Here is a 26,423-nt window from a genome sequence, read left to right as displayed (position 1 = left end):
TTTCCTTTTTCTTAATCAAAAACGCTCTGCATTTTGACGCCAGGAACCAACGCCCCTTCGTAGGTTCGACGCTATGCGGATCCAACTGACAGGCACCGCCGATGCTCGAGCGGCGGGCCTTGCGCAGCAGCATGGCCAAGTCATGGCCGGCAGGCGTTGGCCGAATCCTATCCGGCTGTGCGCGGGAATGTCAAAAAATCGTGAAATGCAGGTCGATATAACTAAATTTCCAGGGTGATCTGGGGCATTTCAATGCATATCTGCCGTTGCGTGGGGCAATTTGTCTGATAGGCAACCGCGAATTTTCTGACTTCATCACGAGCAATCCCCCGCTTTCAGAATGCACATCGTCTGTGTACAGCCCTGCCCGCAACCCCGAGATCATCACAAAGGACTAGTTACAAATAGATACATATGTAAAGACAAGCCTTTACAAATACCCGAGCAAGAGCAAATAGCAAGCATTACCATCCGCATCCTCTTTCCATTTACAACTTTCCACGGATGCTCTCATGCGTGCTCCCTGCCGCCTTTCCCCCCTGTCTTTGAGCCTGTCGCTGCTGTGCAGCGCAGGCCTGGCCAACGCCGCCACCACCACCCTGCCGGAGCTGTCGGTCACTGCCGACGCCGAGCGCGAGCGCGATAACCCGCGGGTCAAGGACGTGAGCACCGCCACCCGTACCTCGACCCCGGTTCGCTACGTCCCGCAGGCCATCGACTCGGTGAAGACCAGCAACCTGCTGGACTACGGCAGCAATACCCTGGGCAAGGCGCTGGAAGGCATCCCCAACGTCAGCAGCGGCGCCGACACGCGCTTCGACAGCGTGCGCATCCGCGGCTTCGAGAGCAGCAACGACTTCTACCTGGACGGCATTCGCGACGACAGCCAGTACGTGCGTGACCTGCACAACATTGAACGGGTTGAAGTACTCAAGGGCCCGGCCGGGGTGCTTTATGGCCGTGGCAGCCAAGGTGGCATCGTCAACCGCGTGAGCAAGGCGCCGGAGCATGGCCGCCGCTCGACTATCGAGGCCCAGGGCGGCAGCGAAGACCTGCGCAGCCTGTACGCCGACCTCAGCACCGACGTCAGCGACGACATCAGCCTGCGTCTGAACCTGGGCAACCAGGACAACAACAGCTTCCGTGACGGCATCGATGGCAGCCGCCAGCTGTTCGCGCCGTCCATGAGCTGGCAGCTGACACCTGACCTGAACTGGCTGGTGCAGTACGAATACAGCCGCTACAACCGCACACCCGACCGGGGCATCCCGGGCGTCAATGGCCGCCCGGCCGATGTCGACCGCGAGACCACCTATGGCGATACCCAGCGCGACTTCATCGACGACAAGGCGCAGTCGCTGCGCTCGCGGCTGAACTACCAGCTCAGCGACAGCTGGCAACTGCGCCATACACTTGGCCTGTTCCAGCTCGACAGCGACTTCGACAACACCTATCAGGTCGGCTACAACGCCAGCACCAATACCGTTACCCGCCAGCGCTGGCAGCAGGACCTGAAGACCCGCAACCTGTCCAACACCGTCGAAGCCGAAGGCGACTTCGCCACCTGGGGCCTGGAGCACAAGCTGCTGGTCGGCCTGGAGTTGGCGCACCAACGCCGCGACCCGTTGCTGCGCACCGCCACGGGGGTGCCCGCGCTGAACCTGAACAACCCTGACCGCGGCCTGCAACACAACGGCCAGATGGTGGTGTCGAGCAACAACCACACCGTGGTCGACAGCCGTGGCATCTACCTGCAGAACCAGATCCGCCTCAACGAGCAATGGCAGATCCTGGCCGGCGTGCGTTTCGATCGCTTCGAGGTCGAAACCACCAACCAGCTGCGTAACATCAGCGAGCCGCAGGACAGCACCAGCACCAGCCCGCGCCTGGGTGTGGTGTATTCGCCATGGCGCGAGCATTCCTTCTATGCGTCCTGGAGCAAGACCTTTTCGCCGGTTGGCGGTGGCCTGATCGGCATCACCCCAGGCGCCGCCGGCAACGCCAACGATGCGGGCCCCGAGCTCACTCGGCAGAAAGAAATCGGGGTCAAGAGTGACTGGTTCGACGATCGCCTGAGCACCACCCTCGCCGTCTATGAGCTGGAGTTGTACAACCGCCGCACGCGTGACCCGCTCAACCCGGAGCTGATCCAGCTCAGCGGCCTGCAACGTTCACGCGGCATAGAGCTGACCGCCACCGGCAACGTCGTGGGCAACTGGTATGTGCGCGGTGGCATCGGCTTGCAGGATGCGACCATCGTCAAGGACAACAACGGCCTGGAAGGCAACCGAATCAACGACGTGGCCAAGCGTAACGCCAGCCTGTTCGTCACCTGGAAGCCGGAGCTGGGCTGGTATGCCGAGACCGGCCTGACCCTGGTCGGCGAACGCTATGCCGACAACCAGAACACCACAGTGCTGCCGGGGTATGGCCGCTGGGACGCGCTGGCCGGGTACCGCACGCATGACTGGGATGTACGCGCGGCGTTGAGCAACCTGACCGACAAGACCTACTACGCCTCGGCGACCAGCGCGGCGCAGATCATGGTCGGTGACCCGCGCAGCCTGGTGGTCACAGGGACTTACAGCTTCTGATTTGCTCGGTCCGCAGTGACATCGCACACACAAAAACGCCAGCGCATTCGCGCTGGCGTTTTTTTACAGTGTCCAGATGCACAACCCGCTCAATGCCACACAGCCATCAGAGCCTCGAGCTCCGCATCGCTGATCAGGCCTTGGGGGTATCGCCCGTCCAAGAGACGTCGTGGATCGGTCGTCCTGACCCGCTTGCTTCCATTGCGCTTCAACCACTGCGTCAAAATTTTGAGCGATTCGTGATTCACTGCCGATGGGCGCAACGCCGACTCACTTACTGCATTCATCTCTACACGTACTCCCTGGGCCCGTGAGCGGCTAACTTACGTGGGTTTTGTTACAGATCGGCAAAACCTATCCACTTGAAACACAACGAAAAACAATACAAAACGTATGCCATTTGGTATGCCAGCCGTCGCCGCAAAAAAAAAGCCCGTCAAATGACGGGCTCTTTTTATCTGCCAGGGTCTCAGCGCTTGATCGGCGCCGGTTGTTGCTGGGTAAGGCAATGGATGTTGCCGCCGCCCAGCAGCAGCTCACGGCCCGGGATCATGACCACTTCATGGTCAGGGAAAATCTTCGCCAGAATCTCTCTAGCCTGGGCATCTGCCGGGTCATCGAAGCTCGGCGCGATGATCCCGCCGTTGACGATCAGGAAGTTCACGTACGAGCCGGCCAGACGCACCGACGGATCGCGCTCCTGGCTGCCGCTGACCTGGTCGACACCGGCACACTCTTCCTCAGTAGCAAACAGCGGCCCAGGGATGGGCATCTTGTGCACTACAAAGGTGCGCCCCTTGGCGTCGCGGGTGCTGTTCAGCACCTCTAGCGCGGCGTGGCAACGTGCATAGTTGGGGTCGTTGGAATCATCGGTCCAGGCCAGTAACACTTCGCCTGGAGCGACGTAACAGCAGAAGTTGTCGACGTGGCCATCGGTCTCGTCGTTGTACAGGCCGTCCGGCAGCCAGACGATGGTCTCCACCGCCAGCTGATCACGCAGGATCTGTTCGATCTGCTCGCGGTTCAGGTGCGGGTTGCGGTTGCGGTTGAGCAGGCATTCCTCGGTGGTGATCAGGGTGCCTTCGCCGTCGACATGGATCGAGCCGCCCTCGAGCACGAAGCCTTCGGTCTGGTAGCGCTGGCAGCGCTCCATTTCCAGGACCTTGGCCGCCAGCTCCTCATCGCGGTTCCACGGCGCGTAGAGGCCGCCGTCGAAGCCGCCCCAGGCGTTGAACGCCCAGTCCACGCCACGCACTTCACCCTGGTCGTTGATGACGAAGGTCGGGCCGGTGTCGCGCACCCAGGCGTCGTCGTTGCTGATTTCCACCACGCGGATGTTCGGCAGGTCGAGCTGCCGGCGGGCGTTCTCGTACTGGCCAGCGGAGACACCGACGGTGACCGGCTCGAAGCGTGCAATGGCCTTGGCCAGGGTCACGTGGGCCGCCTGCGCCGGCTTGCCGCCCAGGCGCCAGTTGTCGGGGCGCTCTGGCCAGACCATCCAGACCTGGGTCTGCGGCGCCCACTCGGCGGGCATATGGAAGCCTTCGGCACGGGGAGTCGAAGTGAGGGTTTTCATCAGTGACCTCTGCGCAAGCTGTCGAATGGCCTGGGGCCGCTGTGGCCCCAATGGCAAGGTGAACATTTATATCCGATAAATATCCGCAATAAAAGCTGAAGCTAGTGCCGCTCAGCCATAAAAATCTATTTCAAATCGATAACAATCGGCTTATGACGGCAAGAATCACCTGTTAGAGCCCTTCTCCAAGGATCCGATCCACACAATCGACAAAGTAGTCGACGCTGGCCCGGGTGGTGCACATCGGCGGCTTGATCTTGAGGATGTTCAGGTAATCCCCGGTCGGCTGCATGAAGATGCCCAGGTCGCGCAGGCGGTTGCACAGGATCATGGTCTCGGCGGTTGCCGGTTCCAGAGTCTGCCGGTCACGCACCAGTTCCAGCCCCAGGTAGAACCCCGAGCCATGCGCCGCGCCCGCCAGCGGATGTTTATCGACCAAGCCCTGCAGGCGCGCCTTGAAGTAACCGCCGACCTCGCGGGTGTTCTGCCACAGGCCTTCTTCGTCCATCACATCGAGCACCGCGAGGCCGATCCGGCAGCTGACCGGGCTGCCGCCGGCCGACGAGAAGAAATAACCCTCGGCCTCGAGCGCCTCGGCGATCTCGCGCCGAGTGATCACCGCACCCAGTGGCTGGCCGTTGCCCATGCCCTTGGCCATGGTGATGATGTCCGGCACCACGCCCTGCTCTTCGAAGCCCCAGAAGTAGTCGCCCAGGCGGCCATAACCGACCTGCACCTCGTCGGCGATACACACGCCACCCCGAGCACGCACCTGGGCGTAGGCGTCGCGCAAGTAGCCGGGCGGCAGCGAGATGCCCCCGGCGTTGCCATACACCGGTTCGCAGATCATGCCCGCCAGCTGGCGGCCGCGCGCATCGAGGTCGGCAAGCTTGGCATCGACATCTCGCAGGTAATCCGCTGCGCTCTCGGCACCTCGGTAGCGGCCGCGGAAGGTATTGGGCGCCTCTACCGGGTGCACCCAGTCAGGGCGCGTCTGCAGCGCCAGGGGATTGTCGGCAATCGAAGTGGAGATGGCATCGGTGGCCACCGACCAGCCGTGATACGCCTCCAGCACGCTGATCAGGTCACGCCCGCCGCTGTAGGCCCAGGCCAGGCGAATGGCCAGGTCATTGGCCTCGGTCCCACTGTTGACCAGGAACACCCGGTCGAAGCCGTCCGGCGCCAGCGCCAGCAAGCGCTCGGAGAATTCGGCGATGGCCGCGTAGTGGAAGCGCGAGTTGGTGTTGAGCAACGACCACTGGCGCGCCGACTCGGCGGCCATGCGCGGGTGGCCATGGCCGAGCACCGCCACGTTGTTGAGCATGTCCAGGTACGAGCGGCCCTGCAGGTCGATCAGGTAGTTGCGCCACCCGCGTTCGATCTGCGGCGGCTCGGCGTAATAGTGCTTTTGCGAACGGGCGAAGCTGGCATCGCGCCGCGCCAGCAAGGCCTGCGCGTCAGGCAACGGCTCGGCGTCGCAGTCAAAGCCGAGCAACGCCTGCGGTGACGGGCACAGCGCCAGCCAGGCGGCAGCGGCGCTGGGTTGGGCGAAGAATGGCGGCTGCAGCGCGGTGTCGCGGCACAGCTGCACACAGAGGAAGCCACACGCGGTGCCCAGCGTCTGCCCTTTGCTCACGCCCTGGCCGTCGTCGGGGGTCGCGTCCAGGCCTTTGAGCCACAGGCTCCAGTGCGCCGTACGGAGCACCCCGCGTCCATCGCCAAGACGCTGCCAGACCCCGTCCTGCGGGGCCTGCACGACGCTGCCCGATGGCACCTTGAGTTCCACGCCCAGGGCGCAGGTTGCCGGCTCGTCGGGGCGATCGATGTGCGTCTGTGACAGGCGGTATTGGCCATGCAGGCTACATGCGGCGCCCGTTTGCGCCGCCAGCACGGCCTGATCGAAGCCGCTCTGCTCCCAGTTACCCGCCTCGCAATGCGCGCTCAGCACGCCCAGGTCGACCCGGCTCACCGGCTGCCCGGCCAGCTCGGGCAGCAGCGGCGCGCAGCCCGACAGCTCCAGCGCCGGCAGTTGACGGCCTGCCGCCTGGAGAATGGCGGCCTCCATCAGCATCGCTGGCACCTGGCAGGCGGTATCGAAGATCTGCCATTCATGGGCGATGTTGTCGCGGGTGTACTGGTTGTGCGGGTCGACCGCCAGCTGCTGCTCACTGCTCAGCACCAGTACCGTGGCGCGCATCAGTACCAGCGGCCAGAGGGCACGCAGCTCGGCGTCGTCCAGTGGGTTGATGGCCTGGTAGGCCGTCACGGCCGGCAGGATGCGCAGCGGATCGCCCTCGGCATGGTGCAGCAACGCCGCGCAGGTCACCGACAGGTCGGCAATCCGCCAGGTACGCAGCAGGTCTCCGAAGTCGATGACGCCCTGCAGCTGCCATTCGCGCGCCTCGTCGCGGCGCCAGACCACGTTGTCGTCGGTGATGTCCAGGTGCACAGCCTGGCTCGGCAGCTGCGCCACCAGCGGTTGCAGGGTCTCCCCGGCCTGGCGCACGACCTGCGCCAGTTGCTCGCGTCGCCCGGCATCGCTCAACAGCGGCAGCAGGTGCTCGATCAGCGCCTGGGCCTGTTGCGGGTCCCATTGCAGCGTGCGCGTCAGGCCAGGATGGTCAAAGCTCGCCAGCGCCTGGTCGACCCGCGCGCACAGTGCACCGAGTTCAGCCACCAGCCGGGTCGGCAGGTGTTTGAGACGGGTCAGCGGCTGGCCGTCGATGTAGTCGAGCAGGCGCACGCGCAGCGGCTGGCCGTCGACCTCCACGGCCAGCAGCGCGTCGCCACTGAGCGCAGGGCGCACGCCAGGCACCGGCACACCTCGATCGGCCAGGTAGGCCAGGGCAGCGTGTTGCGCCTGCAGCTCGTGCTCGGCATAGCTGGCGTGGCACACCTTGAGCACAAAGCGCCCCTGATCGCTGTCCAGGCGCAGGTTGAGGTCCTGCTGGCTGCCCAACGATTGCACGCTGCCCGCCAGGTCGTAATGCGCCCTCAGCAGGGCATGTGCCTGGGCTTCGCTGAGCGCAGGACTGGGCTGGCTGGAACGCTGGATCAGGGTGCTGAGGGGCATGAATGTGGACCTCGATTTTTTGTCGCTTATATCGCCACTACTGCTGCCGATATACAAGGTATCCGTAAATTAAAAATGACGGGGTCCCCTGTCACGGCAGGAATCGCGAGCCACCGCTTGTCAGCCCCGGCGGCAAAAGACAAGCTAGGCTCCATCCGACGTCAACCCGTTTTTCCAGAGGCAACCTGATGCGCATACTCGTCACGGGCGGCGCCGGCTTTATCGGCTCGGCACTGATCCGCCACTTGATCGAACACACCGACCACGAGGTGCTCAATCTCGACAAGCTGACCTACGCTGGCAACCTCGAGTCGCTGCAGCCGATCGCCAACGACACGCGCTACGAGTTCGTCCAGGCCGATATCGCCGACCAGGCCACCGTCAGCGCCGTGCTGCAGCGTTTTGCGCCACAGGCCATCATGCACCTGGCGGCCGAGTCGCACGTCGACCGTTCGATCGACGGCCCCGCGGCGTTCATCCAGACCAACATCGTCGGCACCTATGCCCTGCTCGAGGCCACCCGCGCCTGGTGGAGCCAACTGCCGGCCGATGAGCGCGGCGCGTTTCGTTTCCACCACATCTCCACCGATGAGGTGTACGGCGACCTGCACGGTGTCGACGACCTGTTTACCGAGCACACGCCGTATGCCCCCAGCTCGCCCTACTCGGCGAGCAAGGCCGCCTCCGACCACCTGGTCCGCGCCTGGCAACGCACTTACGGCCTGCCGGTACTGCTGACCAACTGCTCGAACAACTATGGCCCGTATCACTTCCCGGAAAAGCTCATTCCGCTGGTCATCCTCAACGCGCTGGCCGGCAAGCCACTGCCGGTGTACGGCAATGGCCAACAGGTGCGCGACTGGCTGTTCGTCGAAGACCACGCCCGCGCCCTGCTCACCGTGGTGAGCAACGGCCAGGTCGGTGAGACGTACAACATCGGCGGCCACAACGAGCAGAAGAACATCGACGTGGTCCGCGCCATCTGCGCCCTGCTCGACGAACTCGGACCGCAGCGCCCGGCCGGCGTGACGCACTACGCCGACCTCATCAGTTTTGTCGCCGACCGCCCCGGGCATGACCTGCGCTATGCCATCGATGCCGGCAAGATCGAACGCGAACTGGGCTGGGTGCCCGAAGAAACCTTCGAGTCGGGGCTGCGCAAGACCGTCCAGTGGTACCTCGAGAACCTGGAGTGGTGCGGCCGCGTCCAGGATGGCAGCTACCAGGGAGAGCGCCTGGGCAATACCCAATTCAAGGACCTGATCACATGACCAAAGGCATCGTCCTGGCGGGCGGCTCCGGCACCCGCCTGCACCCCATCACCCTGGGGGTTTCCAAACAGCTGCTGCCGATCTATGACAAACCGATGATCTACTACCCGATCTCGGTGCTGATGCTCGCCGGCATCCGCGACATCCTGCTGATCTCGACCCCGCTGGACCTGCCCCAGTATCGCCGGCTGTTCGGCGACGGCAGCCAGTTCGGCATCAACATCAGTTACGCCGAGCAGCCTTCCCCCGATGGCCTGGCCCAGGCGTTCCTGATTGGCGAGGAATTCATCGGCGACGACTCGGTATGCCTGATCCTGGGCGACAACATCTTCCACGGCCAGGGCTTCAGCGAGCAGCTGCTGCGCGCCGTCAATCATGAAAGCGGAGCAACGGTGTTCGGCTACCTGGTCAAGGATCCGGAGCGTTTCGGCGTGGTCGAGTTCGACGACCAGGGCAAGGCGCTGTCGATCGAAGAAAAACCCGCAGTGGCCAAGTCCAACTATGCCGTGACCGGGCTTTACTTCTACGACAACGACGTCATCGAAATCGCCAAGGCCGTGCGCCCTTCAGCGCGTGGTGAACTGGAAATCACCGACATCACCAATGCCTACCTGCAACGCGGTGACCTGCGTGTCGAGCGCTTCGGCCGCGGTTTCGCCTGGCTCGACACCGGCACCCACGAGAGCCTGCTCGACGCCTCGCAGTACGTGCAGACCATCGAGAACCGCCAGGGGCTGAAGGTCGCCTGCCTGGAAGAAATCGCCTTCCAGAAGGGCTGGATCAGCCGCGAGCAATTGCTCGCCAAGGCTGGCGAATTGAAGAAGACCGGTTACGGTCAGTACCTGAGCAAACTGGCAGAAGAGTACCCATGAACGTCATCCGCACCGAGATCCCCGATGTACTGATCATCGAACCCAAGGTGTTCGGCGACAGCCGCGGGTTCTTCTTCGAGAGCTTCAACGCGCGCACGTTCGAGGAGCAGACCGGGGTCGCCTTCAACTTTGTTCAGGACAACCACTCGCGCTCGCAGAAAGGCGTGCTGCGCGGCCTGCATTACCAGGTAGAAAACCCCCAGGGCAAACTGGTGCGGGTGGTCCAGGGCGAAGTGCTCGACGTCGCGGTTGACGTGCGCCGCGACTCACCAACGTTCGGTCGCTGGGTGGCGACGCGCCTGAGCGCCAGCGACCATCGCCAGTTCTGGATTCCACCAGGGCTCGCCCATGGTTTCCTGGTGCTCAGCGAGTCGGCGGACTTCCTCTACAAGACCACCGATTACTTCAACCCCGCCGCCGAGCGCTGCATCCGCTGGGATGACCCGGACCTTGCCATCGACTGGGGCCTGGAGCAGCCACCGTTGCTGTCGCCCAAGGACCAGGCAGGTGTGTGGTTCAGGGAGCTGTTCCCATGAAACCTTTGCGCATCCTTGTGTGCGGGCGCAATGGCCAGGTCGCCCAGGCGCTGCAGCGGCAACTGGCCGGCCTGGGCGAGCTGCACCTGCTCGGCCGCGACCAGCTCGACCTGTCGCGGCCCGAGGATGTGCGCCAGCCCGTGCGCGACCTCGCCCCGGACCTGATCATCAACGCCGCCGCCTACACGGCCGTGGACCAGGCCGAAAGCGAGCCGCAACTGGCCTTCGCGATCAACGCCGAAAGCCCCCGCGTACTCGCCGAAGAAGCCGCGCGGCTCGGTGCGCCGCTGCTGCACTACTCCACCGACTACGTGTTCGACGGCAGCAAGGCCAGCCCCTACACCGAACAGGACACGCCCAACCCACTGGGTGTGTATGGCAGCAGCAAGCTGGCCGGTGAACAGGCGATCAGCGCGGTGGCGGGCCAACACCTGATCCTGCGCACCAGCTGGGTGTATTCGCTGCAGGGGCGCAATTTTCTCCTGACCATGCAACGCCTGCTGCAAGAGAAAGCGCAACTGCGCGTGGTCGACGACCAGATCGGCGCGCCGACCTGGGCCGGTACCCTTGCCGCCAGCACCCGCGCGCTGATCGAGCACTGGCAAGCCGGCGAGGCCGGCGCCTGGGGCACCTACCACCTGACCGCGCAAGGTGAAACCTCGTGGTTCGGCTTCGCCCAGGCCATTGCCGAGCAACTCGAGGCGCGGGGCCTGCCGTGCGCCGAGCTGCTGCCGATCGCGTCCAGCGAGTACCCGACCCCAGCCCGCCGGCCGTGCAACTCGCGCCTGGACTGCTCACGCCTGGCCCGAGAATGGCAGGTCAGCCAGCCGCACTGGCGCCAAGCGCTCATCGAGTGCATGAACTAGCGCATAATCGCATCAGACTTTTCTGGTGCGATTTGCGATGAATCAACTGTCTACCCCCCCTCGGCGCCCCCGCTGGCGCAGCCTGGCGCTGCTGGCCCTGTGCCTGGCGCCGTTGCTCTGGCCGCTGCACCACCTCGCCGAGCGCTATTACCAGGACGAGCTGGCCTCGCAGAACCGACAGACCCTCGACCTCTACGTCGCCAACCTGCTCGGCACCCTGCACCGCTACGAGACCTTGCCGCAGATCCTGGGCGACCTGCCGGCGTTGCGCCAGGTGCTGGCCGACCCGTTCAAGCTGGAAGCGGTGACCAACGCCAACCGCCTGCTCAAGGACATCGTCCAGCAGACCGGCGCCGAAGTGATGTACCTGATGGACGTCAACGGCAACACCCTGGCCGGCTCCAACTGGGACAAGCACGACAGCTTCGTCGGCCGCAACTTCGCCTTCCGGCCGTACTTCATCGAAGCCATGGAAGGCCGCCTGGGGCGCTTCTTCGGCCAGGGCACGACCTCGGCCAAACGCGGCTACTTCTTCGCCGCGGCCGTGCGCGATCGCGACCGGGTAATCGGCGTGCTGGTGGTCAAGGTCGACCTCGATCACACCGAAACGCTGTGGGGGCGTACCCCCGAGCAACTGCTGCTGACCGACCAGAACGGCGTCGTGGTGCTGACCTCGCGCCCCGACTGGCGTTTTCGCGCGACCCGCGCGCTGACCGCGGCCGAGCGCGAAGCGATGCTCGCCATCCAGCCGTACCCGACCCAGGCACCGCAGCCGCTCAACCTCAACCCGGACGCCTGGCTGACGCAGACCCGCGACATCAAGGAAACCGGCTGGCAAGTGAGCATTCTGGCGCCGCACATCCTCATCGATCGCTCGGTGCAGACGGTCATGGCGATCGGTGCCGGCGCCCTGCTGGTACTGATGCTGCTCGCCGGGCTGGTGATGCAACGGCGGCGCCACTATATCGACCGCATCGGCCTCGAGGCGCATGGCCGCCAGGAGCTGGAAAAGCGCGTGGTCGAACGGACCGCCGACCTCGAAGGCCTCAATACCCGGCTCAAGAGCGCTGTGCTGGAGCGTGAAAACGCCCAGCAGGAGCTGGTCCGCGCCCAGGACGAGCTGGTCCAGGCCGGCAAGCTGTCGGTGCTCGGCACCATGTCGGCGAGCATCAGCCACGAGCTCAACCAGCCGCTGGCGGCGATCCGCAGCTACGCCGAAAACGCCGAGATCCTGCTCGATCACGAACGCACCGAAGACGCCCGCGGCAACCTCAAGCTGATCGGCGAACTGACCGGGCGCATGGCCTCGATCATCGCCCACCTGCGTGCCTTCGCCCGCCGCGACCGCCACGCCCCGGAAAGCGTCGCCCTGCAACCCGCGCTGGACGATGCCCTGGCCCTGCTCGCCAAGCGCCGCCGGGCCATGGCCGTGGAGCTGATCCGCGACCTGCCCGACGCCCCGCTGTGGGTCCAGGCCGGCGAAACCCGCCTGCGCCAGGTGCTCGGCAACCTGCTGGCGAACGCCCTTGATGCGCTCACTGAAAAAGCCAACCCGCGCAAGCTCTGGCTGAGTGCCGAAAAACGCGACGACTACGTCTACCTGTACATCCGCGACAACGGCCCAGGCTTCACCCGCCAAGCCCTGGAGCGGGCCAAGGAGCCGTTCTTCACCACCAAGACCCGCACCCAGGGCCTGGGCCTCGGCCTGGCCATCTGCGAAAGCCTGATGCGCACCCTTGGCGGCGAACTGCTGCTCGGCAACCACCCGGAAGGTGGCGCCCTGCTCACCCTGCAGATGCGCGTGGCCAAGCCCGGCGCCACCCTGCCCACTTCGGAGGACCCCTCGGCATGACGCCCGAGACTTTGATCGACAGCCGTACCCAGGTGATCCTGGTCGACGACGACCCGCACCTGCGCCAGGCCCTCGGCCAGACCCTGGACCTGGCCGGGCTAAAGGTGGTGACCCTGGCCGATGCCCAGGGCCTGGCCGAGCGCATCGAGCCAGACTGGCCGGGCGTGGTCGTCAGCGATATCCGCATGCCCGGCATCGACGGCCTGCAGTTGCTCGAGCACCTGCGCGGGCGCGACCACGAGCTGCCGGTGCTGCTGATCACCGGCCACGGCGACGTGCCGCTGGCGGTGCAGGCGATGCGTGCCGGCGCCTATGACTTCCTCGAAAAACCCTTCGCCAGTGACGCCCTGCTCGACAGCGTGCGGCGCGCCCTGGCCCTGCGTCGGCTGGTGCTGGACAACCGCAGCCTGCGCCTGGCGCTGAGCGACCGTCAGCAGTTGTCGACGCGCCTGGTCGGCCAGTCGCCCGCCATGCAGCGCCTGCGCGAGCAGATCGGCGCCCTCGCCGGGACCCGCGCCGACGTGCTGATCCTCGGTGAAACCGGGGCCGGCAAAGAGGTGGTGGCGCGCGCCCTGCACGACCTGTCGAGCCGTCGCGACGGCCCGTTCGTGGCGATCAACGCCGGCGCCCTGGCCGAGTCGGTGGTCGAGAGCGAGCTGTTCGGCCATGAGCCCGGGGCGTTTACCGGCGCGCAAAAGCGCCGTATCGGCAAGTTCGAGTTCGCCAATGGCGGCACGCTGTTCCTCGACGAGATCGAGAGCATGAGCCTGGATGTGCAGGTCAAGCTGCTGCGCATGCTGCAGGAGCGGGTGGTCGAGCGCCTGGGGGGCAACCAGTTGATCCCGCTGGACATCCGCATCATCGCCGCGACCAAGGAAGACCTGCGCCAGTCCGCCGATCAGGGGCGCTTCCGCGCCGACCTGTATTACCGCCTGAACGTCGCCCCGCTGCGCATTCCGGCGCTGCGCGAACGCGGCGACGACATCCTGCTGCTGTTCCAGCATTTCGCCGACGCCGCCAGCCAGCGCCATGGCCTGGCCCCGCACAGCCTGCAGCCGGCGCAACGGGCCATGCTCCTGCGCCATGACTGGCCAGGCAACGTGCGCGAGCTGCAGAACGCCGCCGAACGCTTCGCCCTGGGCCTCGAGCTGGCCCTCGACGGCCAACTGCCGGCGGCGACGCCGACTGCCGAGGCGCTGTCGCTCGGCAACCTGAGCGAGCAGGTCGAGCAGTTCGAACGCTCGCTGATCGCCGCCGAGCTGACCCAGCCACACAGCTCCATGCGCAGCCTCGCCGAAGCGCTGGGCATCCCGCGCAAGACCCTGCACGACAAGCTGCGCAAGCACGGCCTGAGCTTCGGCGGGGCTGACGAACACGAGGACCACCGTCCATGAACCCGGACACCCAGTACCTGCAAGGGGTGTTGCACAGCGACATTCCGCTGACCCGCGAGATGGGCCTGCAAGTGATCGCCTGGCAAGACCGCTGCCTGCAGCTGCAGTTGCCGCTGGAGGCCAACGTCAACCACAAGAGCACCATGTTCGGCGGCAGCCTGTACTGCGCGGCGGTGCTGGTCGGTTGGGGCTGGTTGCACCTGCGCCTGCGCGAGGCGGGGATCGACGATGGGCACATCGTCATCCAGGAGGGCCAGATCAGTTATCCACTGCCGGTCACCGGCGCGGCAATCGCCCGCTGCGAGGCGCCGGACGACCAGACCTGGGAACGTTTCGTGGCGCTCTATCAGCGCCGTGGGCGGGCGCGCCTGACGCTGCACACGGTGGTCTCGAACCTCGGCAGCGATGCGCCCGCCGTGCGGTTCAGCGGGCAGTACGTGCTACATCGCTGAAGCGAGCTGGATCAGCGCCTGGCGCCACGTCGCGGCGCTGGGCAGTGCCAGGAAGAACGGGTTGAGCAAGGACTCGCGTGGCGGGTAGCGGAACGGCTGCCCGTCCAGGTTGATCACCTCGCCACCCGCGCCCTCCAGCACGCCCTGGGCAGCGGCGGTGTCCCACTGCGAGGTCGGTGCCAAGCGCGGATAGCAATCGGCGGCGCCTTCGGCCAGCAGGCAGAATTTCAGCGAACTGCCGATGTTCGCCAGCTCCAGCTCACCCACGGCCCCGCTCAGGCCCGCCAGCAAGGCTTCCTGTTGCGGGCTGGAGTGGCGGCGGCTGGCGACCACCGTGAAGCGGCCATCGGCGGGCGGCGTATCGCGCACCTGGATCCGCTCGGCCTGGCCGCCCCGCTCGGTACGCCAGGCGCCCAGCGCACGGCCGCCGAAATAGCAGCGGCCGTTGGTCGGCATCGCAACCACGCCGAACACCACTTCGCCGTCTTCGATCAAGGCGATGTTGACGGTGAATTCTTCACTGCCGGCGATGAATTCCTTGGTGCCATCCAGCGGATCGACCAGCCACCAGCGCTGCCAGCCGGCCCGCTCGGCGAGGGCGATCTCGCAGTCTTCCTCGGACAGCACCGGGATCTGCGGCGCCAAGGCCCGCAGGCCGTCGGCAATGACATGGTGAGCGGCCAGGTCGGCGGCGGTCACCGGCGAGTCGTCGGCCTTGGCCGTGACCGCCACATCGGCACGCCAGAACGGCAGGATCGCCTCGCCGGCGAGGTCGGCGAGCTTGACCACATGCTGCATCAGGTCCTGGTCGTTCATACGCTGAGCAGCCCGCGCTGGGTGAGCATGTCGCGCACCAGGTACAACGCCGCCAGCGCCCGGCCTTCGGTGAATTGCGGGTGCATGGCCAGCGCCGAGAGCTCGCGCAGGTTGACCTTGTCGACGCCCATCGGCTCGGGTTCGTCGCCTTCGAGGCGCTCTTCATACAGGTCAGTGGCCAGCACCACCTGGATCTTCTGGCTCATGTAGCCGGGCGACAGCGACAGTTCGGTCAGGTGCTCCAGCTGGCGGGCACCGAAACCGGCTTCTTCCTTGAGCTCGCGGTTGGCTGCGGACAGCACGTCTTCACCCGGCTCGATCAGGCCCTTGGGCAGGGACAGTTCGTATTCGTCGGTGCCGCCGCAGTATTCCTCGACCAGCACCGCATGCTCGGCATCGAGCATCGCCACGATCATCACCGCGCCGTAGCCATTGCCCCGGCCGACCAACCGCTCGTAGGTCCGTTCGGTGCCATTGGAGAAGCGCAATTGCACGGCTTCGACACGGAACAGACGGCTGCTGGCGACAATTTCGCGGCTGAGGACGGTGGGTTTCTGGCGCATGGGGCGGCTCCTTGGCGTGAACGGGTTACTATACCGTGGCCAGCCACCTGATCGAGAGTTTCCCATGCCGCTTCTTTCCTGGTCTGCCATCGATACTGTCCTGCTGGACATGGATGGCACCCTGCTGGATCTGCACTACGACAACCAGTTCTGGCTGGAACACCTGCCCCAGCGCTATGCCGAACTGCATGGGGTGAGCCGGGCGATGGCGGAAATGGAGCTGCAGCCGCTGTTCGAACGCAACGCCGGTACGCTCAACTGGTACTGCCTGGACTTCTGGACCCGCGAGCTCAACCTGCCGATCCGCCAGCTGAAGCTGGAGACCGCCGACCTGATCGCCCTGCGCCCGGATGCCGACACCTTCCTGGCGGCCATTCGCAAGGCGGGCAAGCGCGTGGTGATGATCACCAATGCGCACCGCGATTCGTTGTCGCTGAAGCTCGAGCGGGTGGAGCTGGCGCCGTATTTCGAGCGGCTGATCAGCTCGCATGATTACGGCTATCCGAAGGAGAGTGAGCAGTTCTGGGATGCGTTGCAGGCGGACATCGGCTTTGACCCGGCGCGTAGCCTGTTCATCGATGACACCCTGGCGATCCTGCGCAGCGCGCAGCGCTTCGGGGTGGGCCATCTGTTGGCGGTGAGGCAGCCGGACAGCAAGTCGGCGCCGCGGGATACCCAGGAGTTTGCTGCGGTGGAAGATTATCGGGAGTTGCTTGAGGGGTTGTGAGACGCGTCAATCAAGTCACCATCCTTCGGCCTCGGTTTTCCAGTGTTCAGGAAAGCCAAAGCGTTGGAAATGAGACGCGCCATAGCGGTCCTCCAGGGATGCGAGCCTGTTCTTGAAACTACCGTTAAAGCCGATTGAGCGCAAAAGCACATGGACGACGGTGAGTGAGGCATAGACCGTCTTATTGTCTGTGAACTTGATGTTCTTACGTTTCAAATTGGTGGGTGAAACGCCAATTTTGACATCGATGAAGCGGTCATGATGGGCCGCCATGTTTCGGAGTACTGTCAGGGTATGCAGCCAACTTTCGAAAACTTCGACCTGAGTGATCCCGAACTTAGACGAGATCATTCTCCGATCAGCAGGGTCTCTGAGCATGGCGAAAATTTTTGACCACGTGCCCAATGTCACGCATTCACTCATGGTCCAACTGGGAGGGAGGTAAGGGTCCTCGTAGCTCTCGTAGTAGGCCTTTACGTAGATGCGCGATGAGGCTCGCTCAACCTCGCCCTCAATCCTCGAGAGCATCTGACCGATGCCATTTCGTCCTTTCGGGGCAAAAATTTCTGACTTCAAATACCAATGCGGCGAGTACTTGAGGCTCAAGGTATTGCAGATCACACTGCGCACCGCCACTTCCAGCCGCTCTGCTGACTCCATCAAGATCGCCCGAATTTCACGATCACATTCGTAGCGCTCGTAGATCTGCTCAAAGGTAGTGTTCGGCAAGAAGTTTTTAGTCACGCCGTCCTGAAACTGATACCAATACCCCTTCAAGCGAAAATGGCCGACATACGCGATGTATCTGAGGGTCAGGCTGTCGTCCCTGACAATCAGGCCTTGCGACTTCAGCTTGGCGAGCAGCGCCTGGGGAGTGAGCGCTTTTTTTGCGAATGGAGACTTTTTCAAGAGAGCCGTCTTGGGCATGCTCAAATTCCAGGCAAAAAAAACTCGCCTTTTGCACGCCTGCTTTGAAGCAGGACCCTACCCGTTGGGCAGGACGTGTGGCGAGTGTGTTGAGTTCAGGCTATCCAAAGCGGGTGCCAACGTCAACCGCCTGATGGGTTAGCCCATGATGGGTGGTGACGTATATTGGCCACCCTGGCCGCGCTCACCTTACGGTGAAGCGCTCGCCTGCTACTCAACAGAATACTGGATGAACAATTGCGAAACTGGAGCTTCTTCAGTCAGTGCTTCCAGTGCTTACACGTAGGACATTTCTCAATCTAAAACCTGACCGCTTGGACTGTTGCGTGGGGCTTGCCCGGCGATAGAGCTGTTAATCTGGAATGCGCAACACCTGCCCCGGATAGATCTTGTCCGGATGCGACAGCAGCGGCTTGTTCGCCTCGAAAATCTTCTGGTACTTGTTCGGGTCGCCATACACCCGCTTGGAAATGGCACTCAGGGTATCGCCCTTCTCTACCGTGACGAACTTCGCCGCCTGGGCCACCGGCCCGGTCACGGTGATCTGGTCATCGACGCTGGCCACCCCATTGATGTTGCCGGCCGCCAGAATGATCTTTTCTTTCTCCTCCTGGCTCGCCACCTCGCCCTTGAGGGTGATCGTGTCACCCTCTACAGTGGCCGTGATGTTCGGGTTACCCAGGCCAACCTTGCTCACATGCTCCTTGAGCTGCTCCTCGGCATTGGCATTGCCAGGGGTCAGCAGGTCGATCAATTTCTCGCCGGCTTCTTTGACGAAACTGAACAGGCTCATGACGTGCTCCTTGTTGATGATTCCTCGGACACAGGAGTCTAGGCCAGCTTTGCCCAACCCGCCCCGCTGCGACCCATCGACGCGCTCTATCAAGGCATAGAGCCTAGCGATTAGACGGCGCCAGCCCACAGGCCTAGGCTTGTGGGGGTAAAAAGCCGTCGGTAATCCGCCCTGATGAACAGCAAACCTCCGGTCTGCTCGGCGTCCACGCCGTTGTCCCTGCCCGCCGCCAGCAACCCCTATGACTACCTCCCGCTCAGCGATGACGCGCGCGCCAGCACGCCGCTCGCCGAGGAGGTCGCCCTGGCCATCGCCTTCAACGGCCTCAACCAGGCCGTCATGCTGGTCAGCCCCACCGACCTGGAAGACTTCGCCGTCGGTTTCAGCGTCGGCAGCGGCATCGTCGAAAGCGCGGCAGAGATCTACGACATGAAGTTCTCAGGCACAGGCTCGGCACTCTACGCCGACCTGGAAATCGCCAGCCGCGCCTTCTGGAACCTCAAGAATCAGCGCCGCCAACTGGCCGGCACCAGCGGCTGCGGCCTGTGTGGCGTCGAAGCCCTCGAGCAGGCCTTGCCTGACCTGACCAGCCTGCCCGGCGCACCGCTGCCGCCCGCGCGGTGGCTGAAGGACCTGCGTCAACGCATCGACGCGTTCCAGCCGCTCGGCCAGCATTGCGGGGCGGTGCATGCCGCGCTGTTCATGGACCACACCGGCGAACTGCTGCTGGGCCGTGAAGACATTGGCCGGCACAACGCCCTGGACAAGCTGATCGGCGCCCTGCTGCGCCAGCAGATCGATACCAGCGACGGCCTGGCGATCGTCACCAGCCGCTGCAGCCTGGAGTTGATCCAGAAGGTGCTGCGCGCCGGCATCCAGACCCTGGTCAGCCTTTCGGCCCCCACCGGCCTCGCCCTGCAATGGGCGCGCACGCACAACCTCAACCTTATCCACCTGCCCAAACACAGTGCACCACGGGTGTTCAGCCCCGTGGCGGAGTAGTCCTCGCCGTGACCTCGCATCAGCAACTGCCGCAAGAACACACCCCTCCCCGCTACAAGCCCTACCACGGCGCCGCCGGCGGCTGGGGTGCGCTGCGCAGCGTGGCCAAGGCCTGGGTCGGCAGCGATAACGCGCTGAAGAACATCCGCGCCCTGCTCAAGACCAACCAGCACGGCGGCTTCGACTGCCCGGGCTGCGCCTGGGGCGACTCCCCCGAGAGCGGCATGGTCAAGTTCTGCGAGAACGGCGCCAAGGCGGTCAACTGGGAAGCCACCAAACGTCGCGTCGACGCCGCGTTCTTCGCCCGCTACAGCGTCAGCGCGCTGCTCGAGCAGAGCGACTACTGGCTCGAATACCAGGGCCGGCTGACCGAGCCGATGGTCTACGACCCGGCCAGCGACCGTTACCAGCCGATCGACTGGGACAGCGCCTTCGCCCTCATCGCCCGCCACCTCAACGGCCTGACCAGCCCCGACCAGGCCGAGTTCTATACCTCGGGCCGGGCCAGCAACGAGGCCGCGTTTCTCTATCAGCTGTTCGTTCGCGCCTACGGCACCAACAACTTCCCGGACTGTTCGAACATGTGCCACGAAGCCAGCGGCGTGGCCCTGGGGCAGAGCGTCGGGGTCGGCAAGGGCACGGTGACCTTCGATGACTTCGAGCACGCCGACGCGATCTTCGTCTGGGGCCAGAACCCCGGCACCAACCACCCGCGGATGCTCGACCCGCTGCGCGACGCGGTCAAGCGGGGCGCCCAGGTGGTCTCCGTCAACCCGCTGAAGGAACGTGGCCTGGAGCGCTTCCAGCACCCGCAGAATGCCTTGGAGATGCTCACCAACAGCGACCGCCCGACCAACACGGCGTATTTCCGTCCGGCCCTGGGCGGCGACATGGCGTTGCTGCGCGGCATGGCCAAGTTTCTCTTGCAGTGGGAGCGCGAAGCCCAGGCCAACGGCGAGCCGGCGGTGTTCGACCACGTGTTCATCGCCGAGCACGGCCAGGGCATCAATGAGTACCTGGCGGTGGTCGACGCCACGCCGTGGGAGCAGCTGCAAGCGCAGTCGGGCCTGACCCTGGCCGAGATCGAACAGGCCGCGCGCATGTACTGCAAAGGCAAGCGGGTGATCATGTGCTGGGCGATGGGCATCACCCAGCACCGCCATTCGGTGCCGACCATCCAGGAAATCGTCAACCTGATGCTGCTGCGCGGCAACATCGGCGCGCCAGGCGCCGGCCTGTGCCCGGTGCGTGGCCACAGCAACGTGCAGGGCGACCGCACCATGGGGATCAATGAGCGCCCGCCTGCGGCCCTGCTCGATGCCCTGCAGAAGCGCTTCGACTTCCCGGTGCCACGTGAAAACGGCCACAACACCGTCGAGGCGATCCACGCCATGCTCGAAGGCCGGGCCAAGGTGTTCATCGGCCTGGGCGGCAACTTCGCCCAGGCCACCCCGGACTCCCAGCGCACCGCCCGCGCCCTGCGCAATTGCCAGCTGACCGTGCACATCAGCACCAAGCTCAACCGCAGCCACCTGGTGCATGGCAAGCAGGCGCTGATCCTGCCGTGCCTGGGGCGCACCGACATCGACCTGCAGGCCGAGGGGCCGCAGGCGGTCACCGTGGAAGACTCGTTCAGCATGGTGCATGCCTCCAACGGCCAGTTGCACCCGCTGTCCAGGCAGATGCGCTCGGAGCCTGCGGTGGTCGCCGGGATTGCCGCCGCCACGCTGGGCAAGCAACCGGTCGACTGGCACTGGCTGGTGGCCGACTATGACCGCATTCGCGAGCTGATCGCCGACACCATCCCGGGCTTTACCGACTTCAACCAGCGCCTGCGCCACCCAGGCGGCTTCTACCTGGGCAACAGCGCCGGCAGCCGGCAGTGGAAAACCGCCAGCGGCCGTGCCAACTTCAAGGCCAACCTGCTGCCCGACAGCCTGCTCGACCCGCGCGTACGCGCCAGCGGCCAACTGCCGGACCTGATCATGCAGTCGATGCGCTCGCATGATCAGTACAACACCACGATCTATGGCCTGGATGACCGCTACCGCGGGGTCAAGGCGCAGCGTGACGTGCTGTTCGTCAACGAGGCGGACATCATCCGGCTCGGCTTCGCGCCGGGGCAGAAGGTGGACATCGTCTCGCTCTGGGACGACGGACTGGTGCGCCGGGTGCAGGGCTTTACCCTGCTCGCCTACGACATCCCGGCGGGACAGGCCGCGGCGTACTACCCGGAGGTCAACCCACTGGTGCCGCTGGAAAGCGTCGGCGACGGCAGCCACACGCCGACGTCGAAGTTCATCGCGATCAAACTCGAGCGCGCTGGCGACACCGGGCGGATTATCTGAAGGCACAAAAAAAGCCCTGTCCGTAAGGCTCAGGGCTTTGTCTCAAGTAACCTATGACACCCGAAAAACGGGAAAGTTTCACCCTGAAAACAGTAACTTAGAGAATTGTGTACAACTCGTGCTACTCGTCGGATTTTGATTGCCAGCCTTCGTCCAGAGCCTCAAATTCGCCCTCGTCATCCCTATGAGGCTTTCTCGATGAAGAAGTACTCCTCGATTCTGTTGTTGTCTCTTGGCCTGCTCAGCGGCGTTGCCATGGCGGGCGGCACCACCGAAGCCGGTATTGGCGGCGCATTGGGTGGGGTACTCGGCTCAGTGGTCGGCCAGCAGATCGGCGGCAGCACCGGCGGCGCGATTGGCGCAGGCCTGGGCGGCGCGGCCGGCAGTGCGGTCGGCGCCGACAAACGCCAACGTGGCGAAGCGGCGATCGGCGGTGCCTTGGGCGCGGCCGGCGGTAACGTACTGGGCCGCAGTGTCGGCGGTACCAATGGCAGCTACATCGGTGCAGCCGCAGGCGGCGGTGCCGGTGGCGCGCTGGGTAACTACATGGGCAACAAGGCGGACGAAGACGAGCGTGACGAGCGCCGCTCCCGTCGTGGCTACGATGATGATCGCCGGCACTATGACCGCGGCCATCACTACGGCCACCGCAAGCACAAGAACAAGCGCCACTGGCGTCATTGATGCCTGAAGGCCCAGGCCTGAGCGCATCCAAGAGCCCCGCCCTTACCGGCGGGGCTTTTTTATGTTCAGTGGTTGAGCTGCAGGCCGGCCAGGATCACCTGCAACGCCTCGGGCAGCGCCGCCGGCGTGCCAGAGGTGCGCTCGACGAACACCTGCACCAGCGTGCCCGCCGCACAGGCTTCAGCCTCGCCCGGGCGGAACAGCGCCAGCCGGTACTCCACCGTGCTGCCCCCCAGGCGCGTTACGCCCAGGCCGACTTCGAGCACGTCGGGGAAGGCCGGCAAGGCATAGAACTCCGCCGTCGAACTGATCACCAGGCCCACCAGCGCGCCCGCGCGCAGGTCCAGCTCGGCCTGCTCGATCAGAAACGCCTGGATCGCGGTTTCGAAGAAACCGTGCACCGTGGCACCGGCGATGTGGCCGTTGAGGTCGTTGTCCTGCGGGCGGGTGAGGATCGGGTGGAAGTGATTGAAGTCGGGGCGCTTGGGGGATTCGGTCATGGTGGTAGTCGCTGTGGCCGAGGGGTTGGTAGCAGTGAAACAGATTTGCGCAGGCGGGTGAAGTTATCGCTCAGGAATGTGCCCAGGCCCCGCGATCACCCGACACCTTTCAATCACCCACAAAAAAGCCGCCCCGAGGGGCGGCTTCTTGGTCCTGCAGGCTACAGCTTACAGCTGTGGGCCAGCCGCCTTGATGGCGTCGGAAACGTCGAACTTCTTGAAGTTCTCGGTGAACAGCTTGGCCAGGCCCTTGGCTGCTTCGTCGTAGGCAGCCTGGTCTTCCCAGTTGGTACGCGGGTTGAGCAGGTTGGTGTCAACGCCGGCAACTGCCTTCGGCACGTCCAGGTTGATGATGTCCAGGTGCTCGGTCTCGGTACCGACCAGTGCGCCGCTCTGGATCGCCGCGATCACCGCACGGGTGGTCGGGATGCTGAAGCGCTTGCCGACGCCGTAGCCACCACCGGTCCAGCCGGTGTTGACCAGGTACACCTTGGAGTCGAAACCTTTGATGCGCTTGATCAGCAGCTCAGCGTACTCGCCAGCCGGACGCGGGAAGAACGGCGCGCCGAAGCAGGTGGAGAAGGTCGACTTGATGCCGCCGCCCGAACCCATTTCGGTCGAACCGACCAGCGCGGTGTAACCCGACAGGAAGTGGTAGGCCGCCTGCTCGTTGTTCAGGATCGACACCGGCGGCAGTACGCCAGTCAGGTCGCAGGTCAGGAAGATCACTGCGTTCGGCTCGCCGCCCAGGTTCGCTTCGGAACGCTTGGCAACGTGCTCCAGCGGGTAGGCCGCGCGGCTGTTCTGGGTCAGGCTGACATCGGCATAGTCGGCGTGCTTGGCACCGTCGAGGACGACGTTTTCCAGCACTGCGCCGTGCTTGATGGCTTTCCAGATGACCGGCTCGTTCTTCTCGGACAAGTCGATGCACTTGGCGTAGCAGCCGCCTTCGATGTTGAAGACAACGCCTTCGCCCCAGCCGTGCTCGTCGTCACCGATCAGGTAACGGCTTTCGTCGGCCGACAGGGTGGTCTTGCCGGTGCCCGACAGACCGAAGAACAGGGTCACGTCGCCCGCTTCGCCGATGTTGGCGGCGCAGTGCATTGGCAGCACGTCGGCGGCCGGCAGCAGGAAGTTCTGCACCGAGAACATGGCTTTCTTCATCTCGCCGGCGTAACGCATGCCTGCGATCAGGACCTTCTTCTGGGCGAAGTTGATGATCACGCAACCATCGGAGTTGGTGCCGTCACGCTCAGGCACGCACTCGAAGTTGGCAACGTTGAGCACCTGCCACTGGTCACGACCGGACGGGTTGTACTGCGCCGGGTTGATGAACAGGCAACGGCCGAACAGGTTCTGCCAGGCAGTCTGAGTGGTCATCTTGACCGGCAGGTAGTGCTCTTCGGCAGCACCTACATGAACGTAGGAAACGAAGTGTTCCTGGGCGTTGTTGAACGCCTCGACGCGAGCCCACAGGGCATCGAACTTGTCGGCCGGGAACTTGCGGTTGATCGGGCCCCAGGCGATGGCGTCCTGGGTGGAAGGTTCTTCGACGATGAAACGGTCAGCCGGCGAACGGCCAGTACGGTGCCCAGTCTCTACGACCAGTGCGCCGGTATCGGCTAGCACGCCTTCACCGCGTTGCAGCGCTTCTTTTACCAGCTCATCGACGCTCAGGTCGGTGTACACGGTGTTGTTGGCTTGCGTCATGAGATACCCCATCCGGCCCGAGGCCGAGTGCTCCAAACGTTTTGTAGTTGTCTGTTTCAAACTACTACAGCGAAAAAAGTGGCCGGATTATGCCAGAAACGCCCAAAAAAAGTAGACCCCTCCTGTCAGAACTCCGGTTTAGCGCAATTCGACAGGAGAATCTCCTGTGATGAAACGTTTTAGTGGCGAGTTTCTGACGCTGCGTCAGTCCCGCCACCGGCAAACAGTTGCGTCACATCGGTGGCATCAAACAGATAACGCTGATTGCAGAACTGGCAATCGACCTCGATCTGGCCACCGTGTTCGATCACCAACTGCTGCGCGTCGGCCTGGCCAAGACTGACCAGAGCATTGCCGGAACGTTCCCGCGAGCAGCTGCAGCGGAACTTCAGCGGCTGAATATCGAACAGGCGCACGGCGTCTTCGTGGTACAGACGGTGCAGCACGGTTTCGTTGTCCAGGCCGAGCAGTTCTTCGGCTTTGACCGTGTTGGCCAGCGCCGTGACGTGGTTCCAGCTTTCTTCACGGTCTTCGCTGTCTTTCTGACGGTCGGCCGGCAGTTGCTGCACCAGCAGACCACGGGCACGCGTGCCGTCGGCGGTGAGGGAGATGCAGGTGTTGATCTGCTGAGACATGACGAAGTAGTTGGTGAAACACTCCGACAGGTCCTGGCCATGCAGGTCGACCATGCCCTGGTAGCGCTGGCCGTTGACCGGGTCGACGGTCAGTGCCAGGACGCCTTCGGGCATCAGGTCCGCGAGCGTCGCGTCATCCGCAATCTGGCCCGCCTCATAGCGCGCCAGGCCGCGGATCTCGTGCTCGCTCGAGCATTCGATCATCAGCAGGGGCACCGGCCCTTCGGAACGGGCCTGGAGAATCAGCAGGCCATCGAACTTCAGTGTGCCGACCAGCAGCGCGGCGGCGGCCATCAGTTCGCCGAGCAGCTGCGCCACCGGCTGTGGGTAGGGGTGCTTGGCCAACACTTCGGCGTAGCTGCGCTCCAACCCGACCATTTCGCCGCGCACGTCGCGGTCATCGAAAATGAAGCGTTGGGTGAAATCGGTATCTGGCAAATCGCTCATAGGTTCTGGCTGTCTGAAATAGGGTATCGATGGGTTACGCGCCTTGCGCGAAGGCCCGCTGAGGAGCGCGTCGGTGGCGCTCCATGGCCCGTTGGCAATGGCAGTATCTTAGGGGCATTCGGCCACTCTTCCAAGCAAGCCGAGGCTGTGCACGCCTGCCAGCGTGCACCCTGTGGGCGGCTGCTCTACTGTGTTTGCGGCCATGGCCTTTTGGCCAGTTCCGCTGTCTGTCTTCAGACGAGTGGCTGCTCCATGGCCGGGCCCTGCCTACCTAAATGGTGGTTCGCACGCTGTTTTCCAAGGGTTTGCCCGGCAAAAGCGCTACCACTCACTCAAAACTGCCATGCAACTGATGGATCTGGCGCCGCTGCTTCTTGTTTGGCCGGCCATCGGTGGTCATCCCCAGCGCGCCGTCCTTGCGCTGCTGCGCCAGCTGTTCACGGCGGCGGATGCTCTCTTCGGTCTCCTCATACAACAGCTGCGCCTCAGGCGCGCCGCGGCGCACCACCGAGAGCGCGATGACCCGCACGGTGCGCTCGTCGAAGCCGGTGCGCAGGACCAGCTCGTCGCCCACCCGCGGCTCCTTGCTCGGCTTGCAGCGCTCACCACGGCAATGCACCTTGCCACTTTCGATGGCCGCCTTGGCCAATGCCCGGGTCTTGTAGAAGCGCGCCGCCCACAGCCATTTGTCCAGGCGCACCTTGTCGTCGTCTTCAGACTTTTGTGCCATCTCGTGTCCTCGAATTCTGTCTTTCATGGAACTGTACTACCGTGACTGACGGATG

General features: G+C 64.2%; 22 protein-coding genes. 12 read left to right on the top strand and 10 right to left on the bottom strand.

All coding sequences use genetic code 11. The annotated features are described in order from the left end of the window. The first annotated feature begins 512 nt into the window (after window positions 1-512). Entirely contained in the window at window positions 513-2,594 is a 2,082-nt protein-coding gene (locus CCOS865_RS02120; protein WP_119137457.1) for a TonB-dependent receptor, read from the top strand. A 469-nt stretch (window positions 2,595-3,063) separates the two neighbouring features. Here CCOS865_RS02120 and aguA read toward each other — a convergent pair whose 3' ends face one another. Then, a complete protein-coding gene (aguA, locus tag CCOS865_RS02110) occupies window positions 3,064-4,170 on the bottom strand; it encodes an agmatine deiminase (protein WP_119137453.1) in 1,107 nt (368 codons plus the stop codon). Between the two features lie 172 nt (window positions 4,171-4,342). After that, a complete protein-coding gene (locus CCOS865_RS02105; RefSeq protein ID WP_119137451.1) occupies window positions 4,343-7,243 on the bottom strand; it encodes an aminotransferase in 2,901 nt (966 codons plus the stop codon). A 188-nt stretch (window positions 7,244-7,431) separates the two neighbouring features. Here CCOS865_RS02105 and rfbB point away from each other — a divergent pair, with 188 nt between their 5' ends. Genes rfbB through CCOS865_RS02070 form a run of 7 tightly spaced genes read left to right on the top strand, consistent with a single transcriptional unit; the run spans window position 7,432 to window position 14,486 of the window. Then, window positions 7,432-8,514 (top strand): dTDP-glucose 4,6-dehydratase, encoded by a 1,083-nt coding sequence (rfbB, locus tag CCOS865_RS02100; RefSeq protein WP_119137449.1) that lies wholly within the window; start codon window positions 7,432-7,434, stop codon window positions 8,512-8,514. Then, the gene (rfbA, locus tag CCOS865_RS02095) at window positions 8,511-9,386 is read left to right on the top strand and encodes a glucose-1-phosphate thymidylyltransferase RfbA (protein ID WP_119137447.1); all 876 of its coding nucleotides are present in this window, start codon (window positions 8,511-8,513) and stop codon (window positions 9,384-9,386) included. Before rfbB ends, rfbA begins: the two co-directional genes overlap by 4 nt. Continuing rightward, a complete protein-coding gene (gene rfbC / locus CCOS865_RS02090) occupies window positions 9,383-9,922 on the top strand; it encodes a dTDP-4-dehydrorhamnose 3,5-epimerase (RefSeq protein WP_119137445.1) in 540 nt (179 codons plus the stop codon). The genes rfbA and rfbC overlap by 4 nt, the downstream gene beginning before the upstream one ends. Window positions 9,923-9,927: 5 nt before the next feature. After that, the gene (rfbD, locus tag CCOS865_RS02085) at window positions 9,928-10,788 is read left to right on the top strand and encodes a dTDP-4-dehydrorhamnose reductase (protein ID WP_119137818.1); all 861 of its coding nucleotides are present in this window, start codon (window positions 9,928-9,930) and stop codon (window positions 10,786-10,788) included. A 37-nt stretch (window positions 10,789-10,825) separates the two neighbouring features. Beyond that, complete coding sequence (locus CCOS865_RS02080) at window positions 10,826-12,640, top strand: sensor histidine kinase (protein ID WP_119137443.1); 1,815 nt, start codon at window positions 10,826-10,828, stop codon at window positions 12,638-12,640. Further along, window positions 12,637-14,034 carry a sigma-54-dependent transcriptional regulator gene (locus tag CCOS865_RS02075; RefSeq protein ID WP_119137441.1) on the top strand — a complete coding sequence of 466 codons (1,398 nt, stop codon included), beginning with the start codon at window positions 12,637-12,639 and terminating at the stop codon, window positions 14,032-14,034. Before CCOS865_RS02080 ends, CCOS865_RS02075 begins: the two co-directional genes overlap by 4 nt. Further along, window positions 14,031-14,486 carry a YiiD C-terminal domain-containing protein gene (locus CCOS865_RS02070; RefSeq protein WP_119137439.1) on the top strand — a complete coding sequence of 152 codons (456 nt, stop codon included), beginning with the start codon at window positions 14,031-14,033 and terminating at the stop codon, window positions 14,484-14,486. Before CCOS865_RS02075 ends, CCOS865_RS02070 begins: the two co-directional genes overlap by 4 nt. Here the strand turns inward: CCOS865_RS02070 and cysQ are convergent. Both cysQ and nudE read right to left on the bottom strand, forming a co-directional pair. After that, complete coding sequence (gene cysQ / locus CCOS865_RS02065; protein ID WP_119137437.1) at window positions 14,475-15,302, bottom strand: 3'(2'),5'-bisphosphate nucleotidase CysQ; 828 nt, start codon at window positions 15,300-15,302, stop codon at window positions 14,475-14,477. The genes CCOS865_RS02070 and cysQ overlap by 12 nt on opposite strands. Beyond that, entirely contained in the window at window positions 15,299-15,865 is a 567-nt protein-coding gene (gene nudE / locus CCOS865_RS02060) for an ADP compounds hydrolase NudE (RefSeq protein ID WP_119137436.1), read from the bottom strand. The genes cysQ and nudE overlap by 4 nt, the downstream gene beginning before the upstream one ends. Before the next feature lie 64 nt (window positions 15,866-15,929). Here nudE and yrfG point away from each other — a divergent pair, with 64 nt between their 5' ends. Next, complete coding sequence (gene yrfG / locus CCOS865_RS02055) at window positions 15,930-16,592, top strand: GMP/IMP nucleotidase (protein WP_119137434.1); 663 nt, start codon at window positions 15,930-15,932, stop codon at window positions 16,590-16,592. A gap of 15 nt (window positions 16,593-16,607) precedes the next feature. Here the strand turns inward: yrfG and CCOS865_RS02050 are convergent, their stop codons facing one another. Both CCOS865_RS02050 and lysM read right to left on the bottom strand, forming a co-directional pair. Next, the gene (locus tag CCOS865_RS02050) at window positions 16,608-17,519 is read right to left on the bottom strand and encodes an Abi family protein (protein ID WP_119137432.1); all 912 of its coding nucleotides are present in this window, start codon (window positions 17,517-17,519) and stop codon (window positions 16,608-16,610) included. Window positions 17,520-17,871: 352 nt separating this feature from the next. Beyond that, a complete protein-coding gene (gene lysM / locus CCOS865_RS02045; protein WP_119137430.1) occupies window positions 17,872-18,312 on the bottom strand; it encodes a peptidoglycan-binding protein LysM in 441 nt (146 codons plus the stop codon). A 174-nt stretch (window positions 18,313-18,486) separates the two neighbouring features. Here lysM and fdhD point away from each other — a divergent pair, with 174 nt between their 5' ends. From fdhD to CCOS865_RS02030, 3 genes are all read left to right on the top strand, one after another. Then, a complete protein-coding gene (gene fdhD, locus CCOS865_RS02040; RefSeq protein WP_119137428.1) occupies window positions 18,487-19,314 on the top strand; it encodes a formate dehydrogenase accessory sulfurtransferase FdhD in 828 nt (275 codons plus the stop codon). A 26-nt stretch (window positions 19,315-19,340) separates the two neighbouring features. After that, window positions 19,341-21,662: an FdhF/YdeP family oxidoreductase gene (locus CCOS865_RS02035; RefSeq protein WP_415842578.1), complete on the top strand. Its 2,322-nt coding sequence runs from the start codon at window positions 19,341-19,343 to the stop codon at window positions 21,660-21,662. Window positions 21,663-21,860: 198 nt separating this feature from the next. Continuing rightward, window positions 21,861-22,346 (top strand): glycine zipper domain-containing protein, encoded by a 486-nt coding sequence (locus CCOS865_RS02030; protein ID WP_119137424.1) that lies wholly within the window; start codon window positions 21,861-21,863, stop codon window positions 22,344-22,346. 65 nt (window positions 22,347-22,411) lie between these two features. On the opposite strand, the gene CCOS865_RS02025 is transcribed toward CCOS865_RS02030, so the two are convergent. The 4 genes from CCOS865_RS02025 to CCOS865_RS02005 form a co-directional block, all read right to left on the bottom strand. Next, window positions 22,412-22,846 (bottom strand): acyl-CoA thioesterase, encoded by a 435-nt coding sequence (locus CCOS865_RS02025; RefSeq protein WP_119137422.1) that lies wholly within the window; start codon window positions 22,844-22,846, stop codon window positions 22,412-22,414. A 168-nt stretch (window positions 22,847-23,014) separates the two neighbouring features. Beyond that, window positions 23,015-24,556, bottom strand: a complete 1,542-nt coding sequence (locus tag CCOS865_RS02020) for a phosphoenolpyruvate carboxykinase (RefSeq protein WP_119137420.1) — start codon at window positions 24,554-24,556, stop codon at window positions 23,015-23,017. A gap of 179 nt (window positions 24,557-24,735) precedes the next feature. Continuing rightward, a complete protein-coding gene (gene hslO / locus CCOS865_RS02010; protein WP_119137418.1) occupies window positions 24,736-25,638 on the bottom strand; it encodes an Hsp33 family molecular chaperone HslO in 903 nt (300 codons plus the stop codon). A gap of 328 nt (window positions 25,639-25,966) precedes the next feature. Continuing rightward, the gene (locus CCOS865_RS02005) at window positions 25,967-26,368 is read right to left on the bottom strand and encodes an RNA-binding S4 domain-containing protein (protein ID WP_119137416.1); all 402 of its coding nucleotides are present in this window, start codon (window positions 26,366-26,368) and stop codon (window positions 25,967-25,969) included. Window positions 26,369-26,423: the final 55 nt, after the last annotated feature.

It is taken from the genome of Pseudomonas reidholzensis (assembly GCF_900536025.1).
Lineage (GTDB): Bacteria > Pseudomonadota > Gammaproteobacteria > Pseudomonadales > Pseudomonadaceae > Aquipseudomonas > Aquipseudomonas reidholzensis.
Note: the sequence above shows the minus strand (reverse complement) of the source record. Positions and strands in the feature narration are given on the sequence as shown.

Excerpts from the sequence above, each read along its gene's own strand:
- CCOS865_RS02080 (WP_119137443.1), top strand. The coding sequence starts at position 10,826 with ATGAATCAACTGTCTACCCCCCCTCGGCGCCCCCGCTGGCGCAGCCTG.
- CCOS865_RS02105 (WP_119137451.1), bottom strand. The coding sequence starts at position 7,243 with ATGCCCCTCAGCACCCTGATCCAGCGTTCCAGCCAGCCCAGTCCTGCG.
- lysM (WP_119137430.1), bottom strand. The coding sequence starts at position 18,312 with ATGAGCCTGTTCAGTTTCGTCAAAGAAGCCGGCGAGAAATTGATCGAC.
- CCOS865_RS02050 (WP_119137432.1), bottom strand. The coding sequence starts at position 17,519 with ATGCCCAAGACGGCTCTCTTGAAAAAGTCTCCATTCGCAAAAAAAGCG.
- nudE (WP_119137436.1), bottom strand. The coding sequence starts at position 15,865 with ATGCGCCAGAAACCCACCGTCCTCAGCCGCGAAATTGTCGCCAGCAGC.
- rfbC (WP_119137445.1), top strand. The coding sequence starts at position 9,383 with ATGAACGTCATCCGCACCGAGATCCCCGATGTACTGATCATCGAACCC.
- rfbB (WP_119137449.1), top strand. The coding sequence starts at position 7,432 with ATGCGCATACTCGTCACGGGCGGCGCCGGCTTTATCGGCTCGGCACTG.
- CCOS865_RS02025 (WP_119137422.1), bottom strand. The coding sequence starts at position 22,846 with ATGACCGAATCCCCCAAGCGCCCCGACTTCAATCACTTCCACCCGATC.
- CCOS865_RS02120 (WP_119137457.1), top strand. The coding sequence starts at position 513 with ATGCGTGCTCCCTGCCGCCTTTCCCCCCTGTCTTTGAGCCTGTCGCTG.
- CCOS865_RS02070 (WP_119137439.1), top strand. The coding sequence starts at position 14,031 with ATGAACCCGGACACCCAGTACCTGCAAGGGGTGTTGCACAGCGACATT.
- cysQ (WP_119137437.1), bottom strand. The coding sequence starts at position 15,302 with ATGAACGACCAGGACCTGATGCAGCATGTGGTCAAGCTCGCCGACCTC.
- rfbA (WP_119137447.1), top strand. The coding sequence starts at position 8,511 with ATGACCAAAGGCATCGTCCTGGCGGGCGGCTCCGGCACCCGCCTGCAC.
- CCOS865_RS02075 (WP_119137441.1), top strand. The coding sequence starts at position 12,637 with ATGACGCCCGAGACTTTGATCGACAGCCGTACCCAGGTGATCCTGGTC.
- CCOS865_RS02005 (WP_119137416.1), bottom strand. The coding sequence starts at position 26,368 with ATGGCACAAAAGTCTGAAGACGACGACAAGGTGCGCCTGGACAAATGG.
- CCOS865_RS02030 (WP_119137424.1), top strand. The coding sequence starts at position 21,861 with ATGAAGAAGTACTCCTCGATTCTGTTGTTGTCTCTTGGCCTGCTCAGC.
- yrfG (WP_119137434.1), top strand. The coding sequence starts at position 15,930 with ATGCCGCTTCTTTCCTGGTCTGCCATCGATACTGTCCTGCTGGACATG.
- CCOS865_RS02020 (WP_119137420.1), bottom strand. The coding sequence starts at position 24,556 with ATGACGCAAGCCAACAACACCGTGTACACCGACCTGAGCGTCGATGAG.
- hslO (WP_119137418.1), bottom strand. The coding sequence starts at position 25,638 with ATGAGCGATTTGCCAGATACCGATTTCACCCAACGCTTCATTTTCGAT.
- aguA (WP_119137453.1), bottom strand. The coding sequence starts at position 4,170 with ATGAAAACCCTCACTTCGACTCCCCGTGCCGAAGGCTTCCATATGCCC.
- fdhD (WP_119137428.1), top strand. The coding sequence starts at position 18,487 with ATGAACAGCAAACCTCCGGTCTGCTCGGCGTCCACGCCGTTGTCCCTG.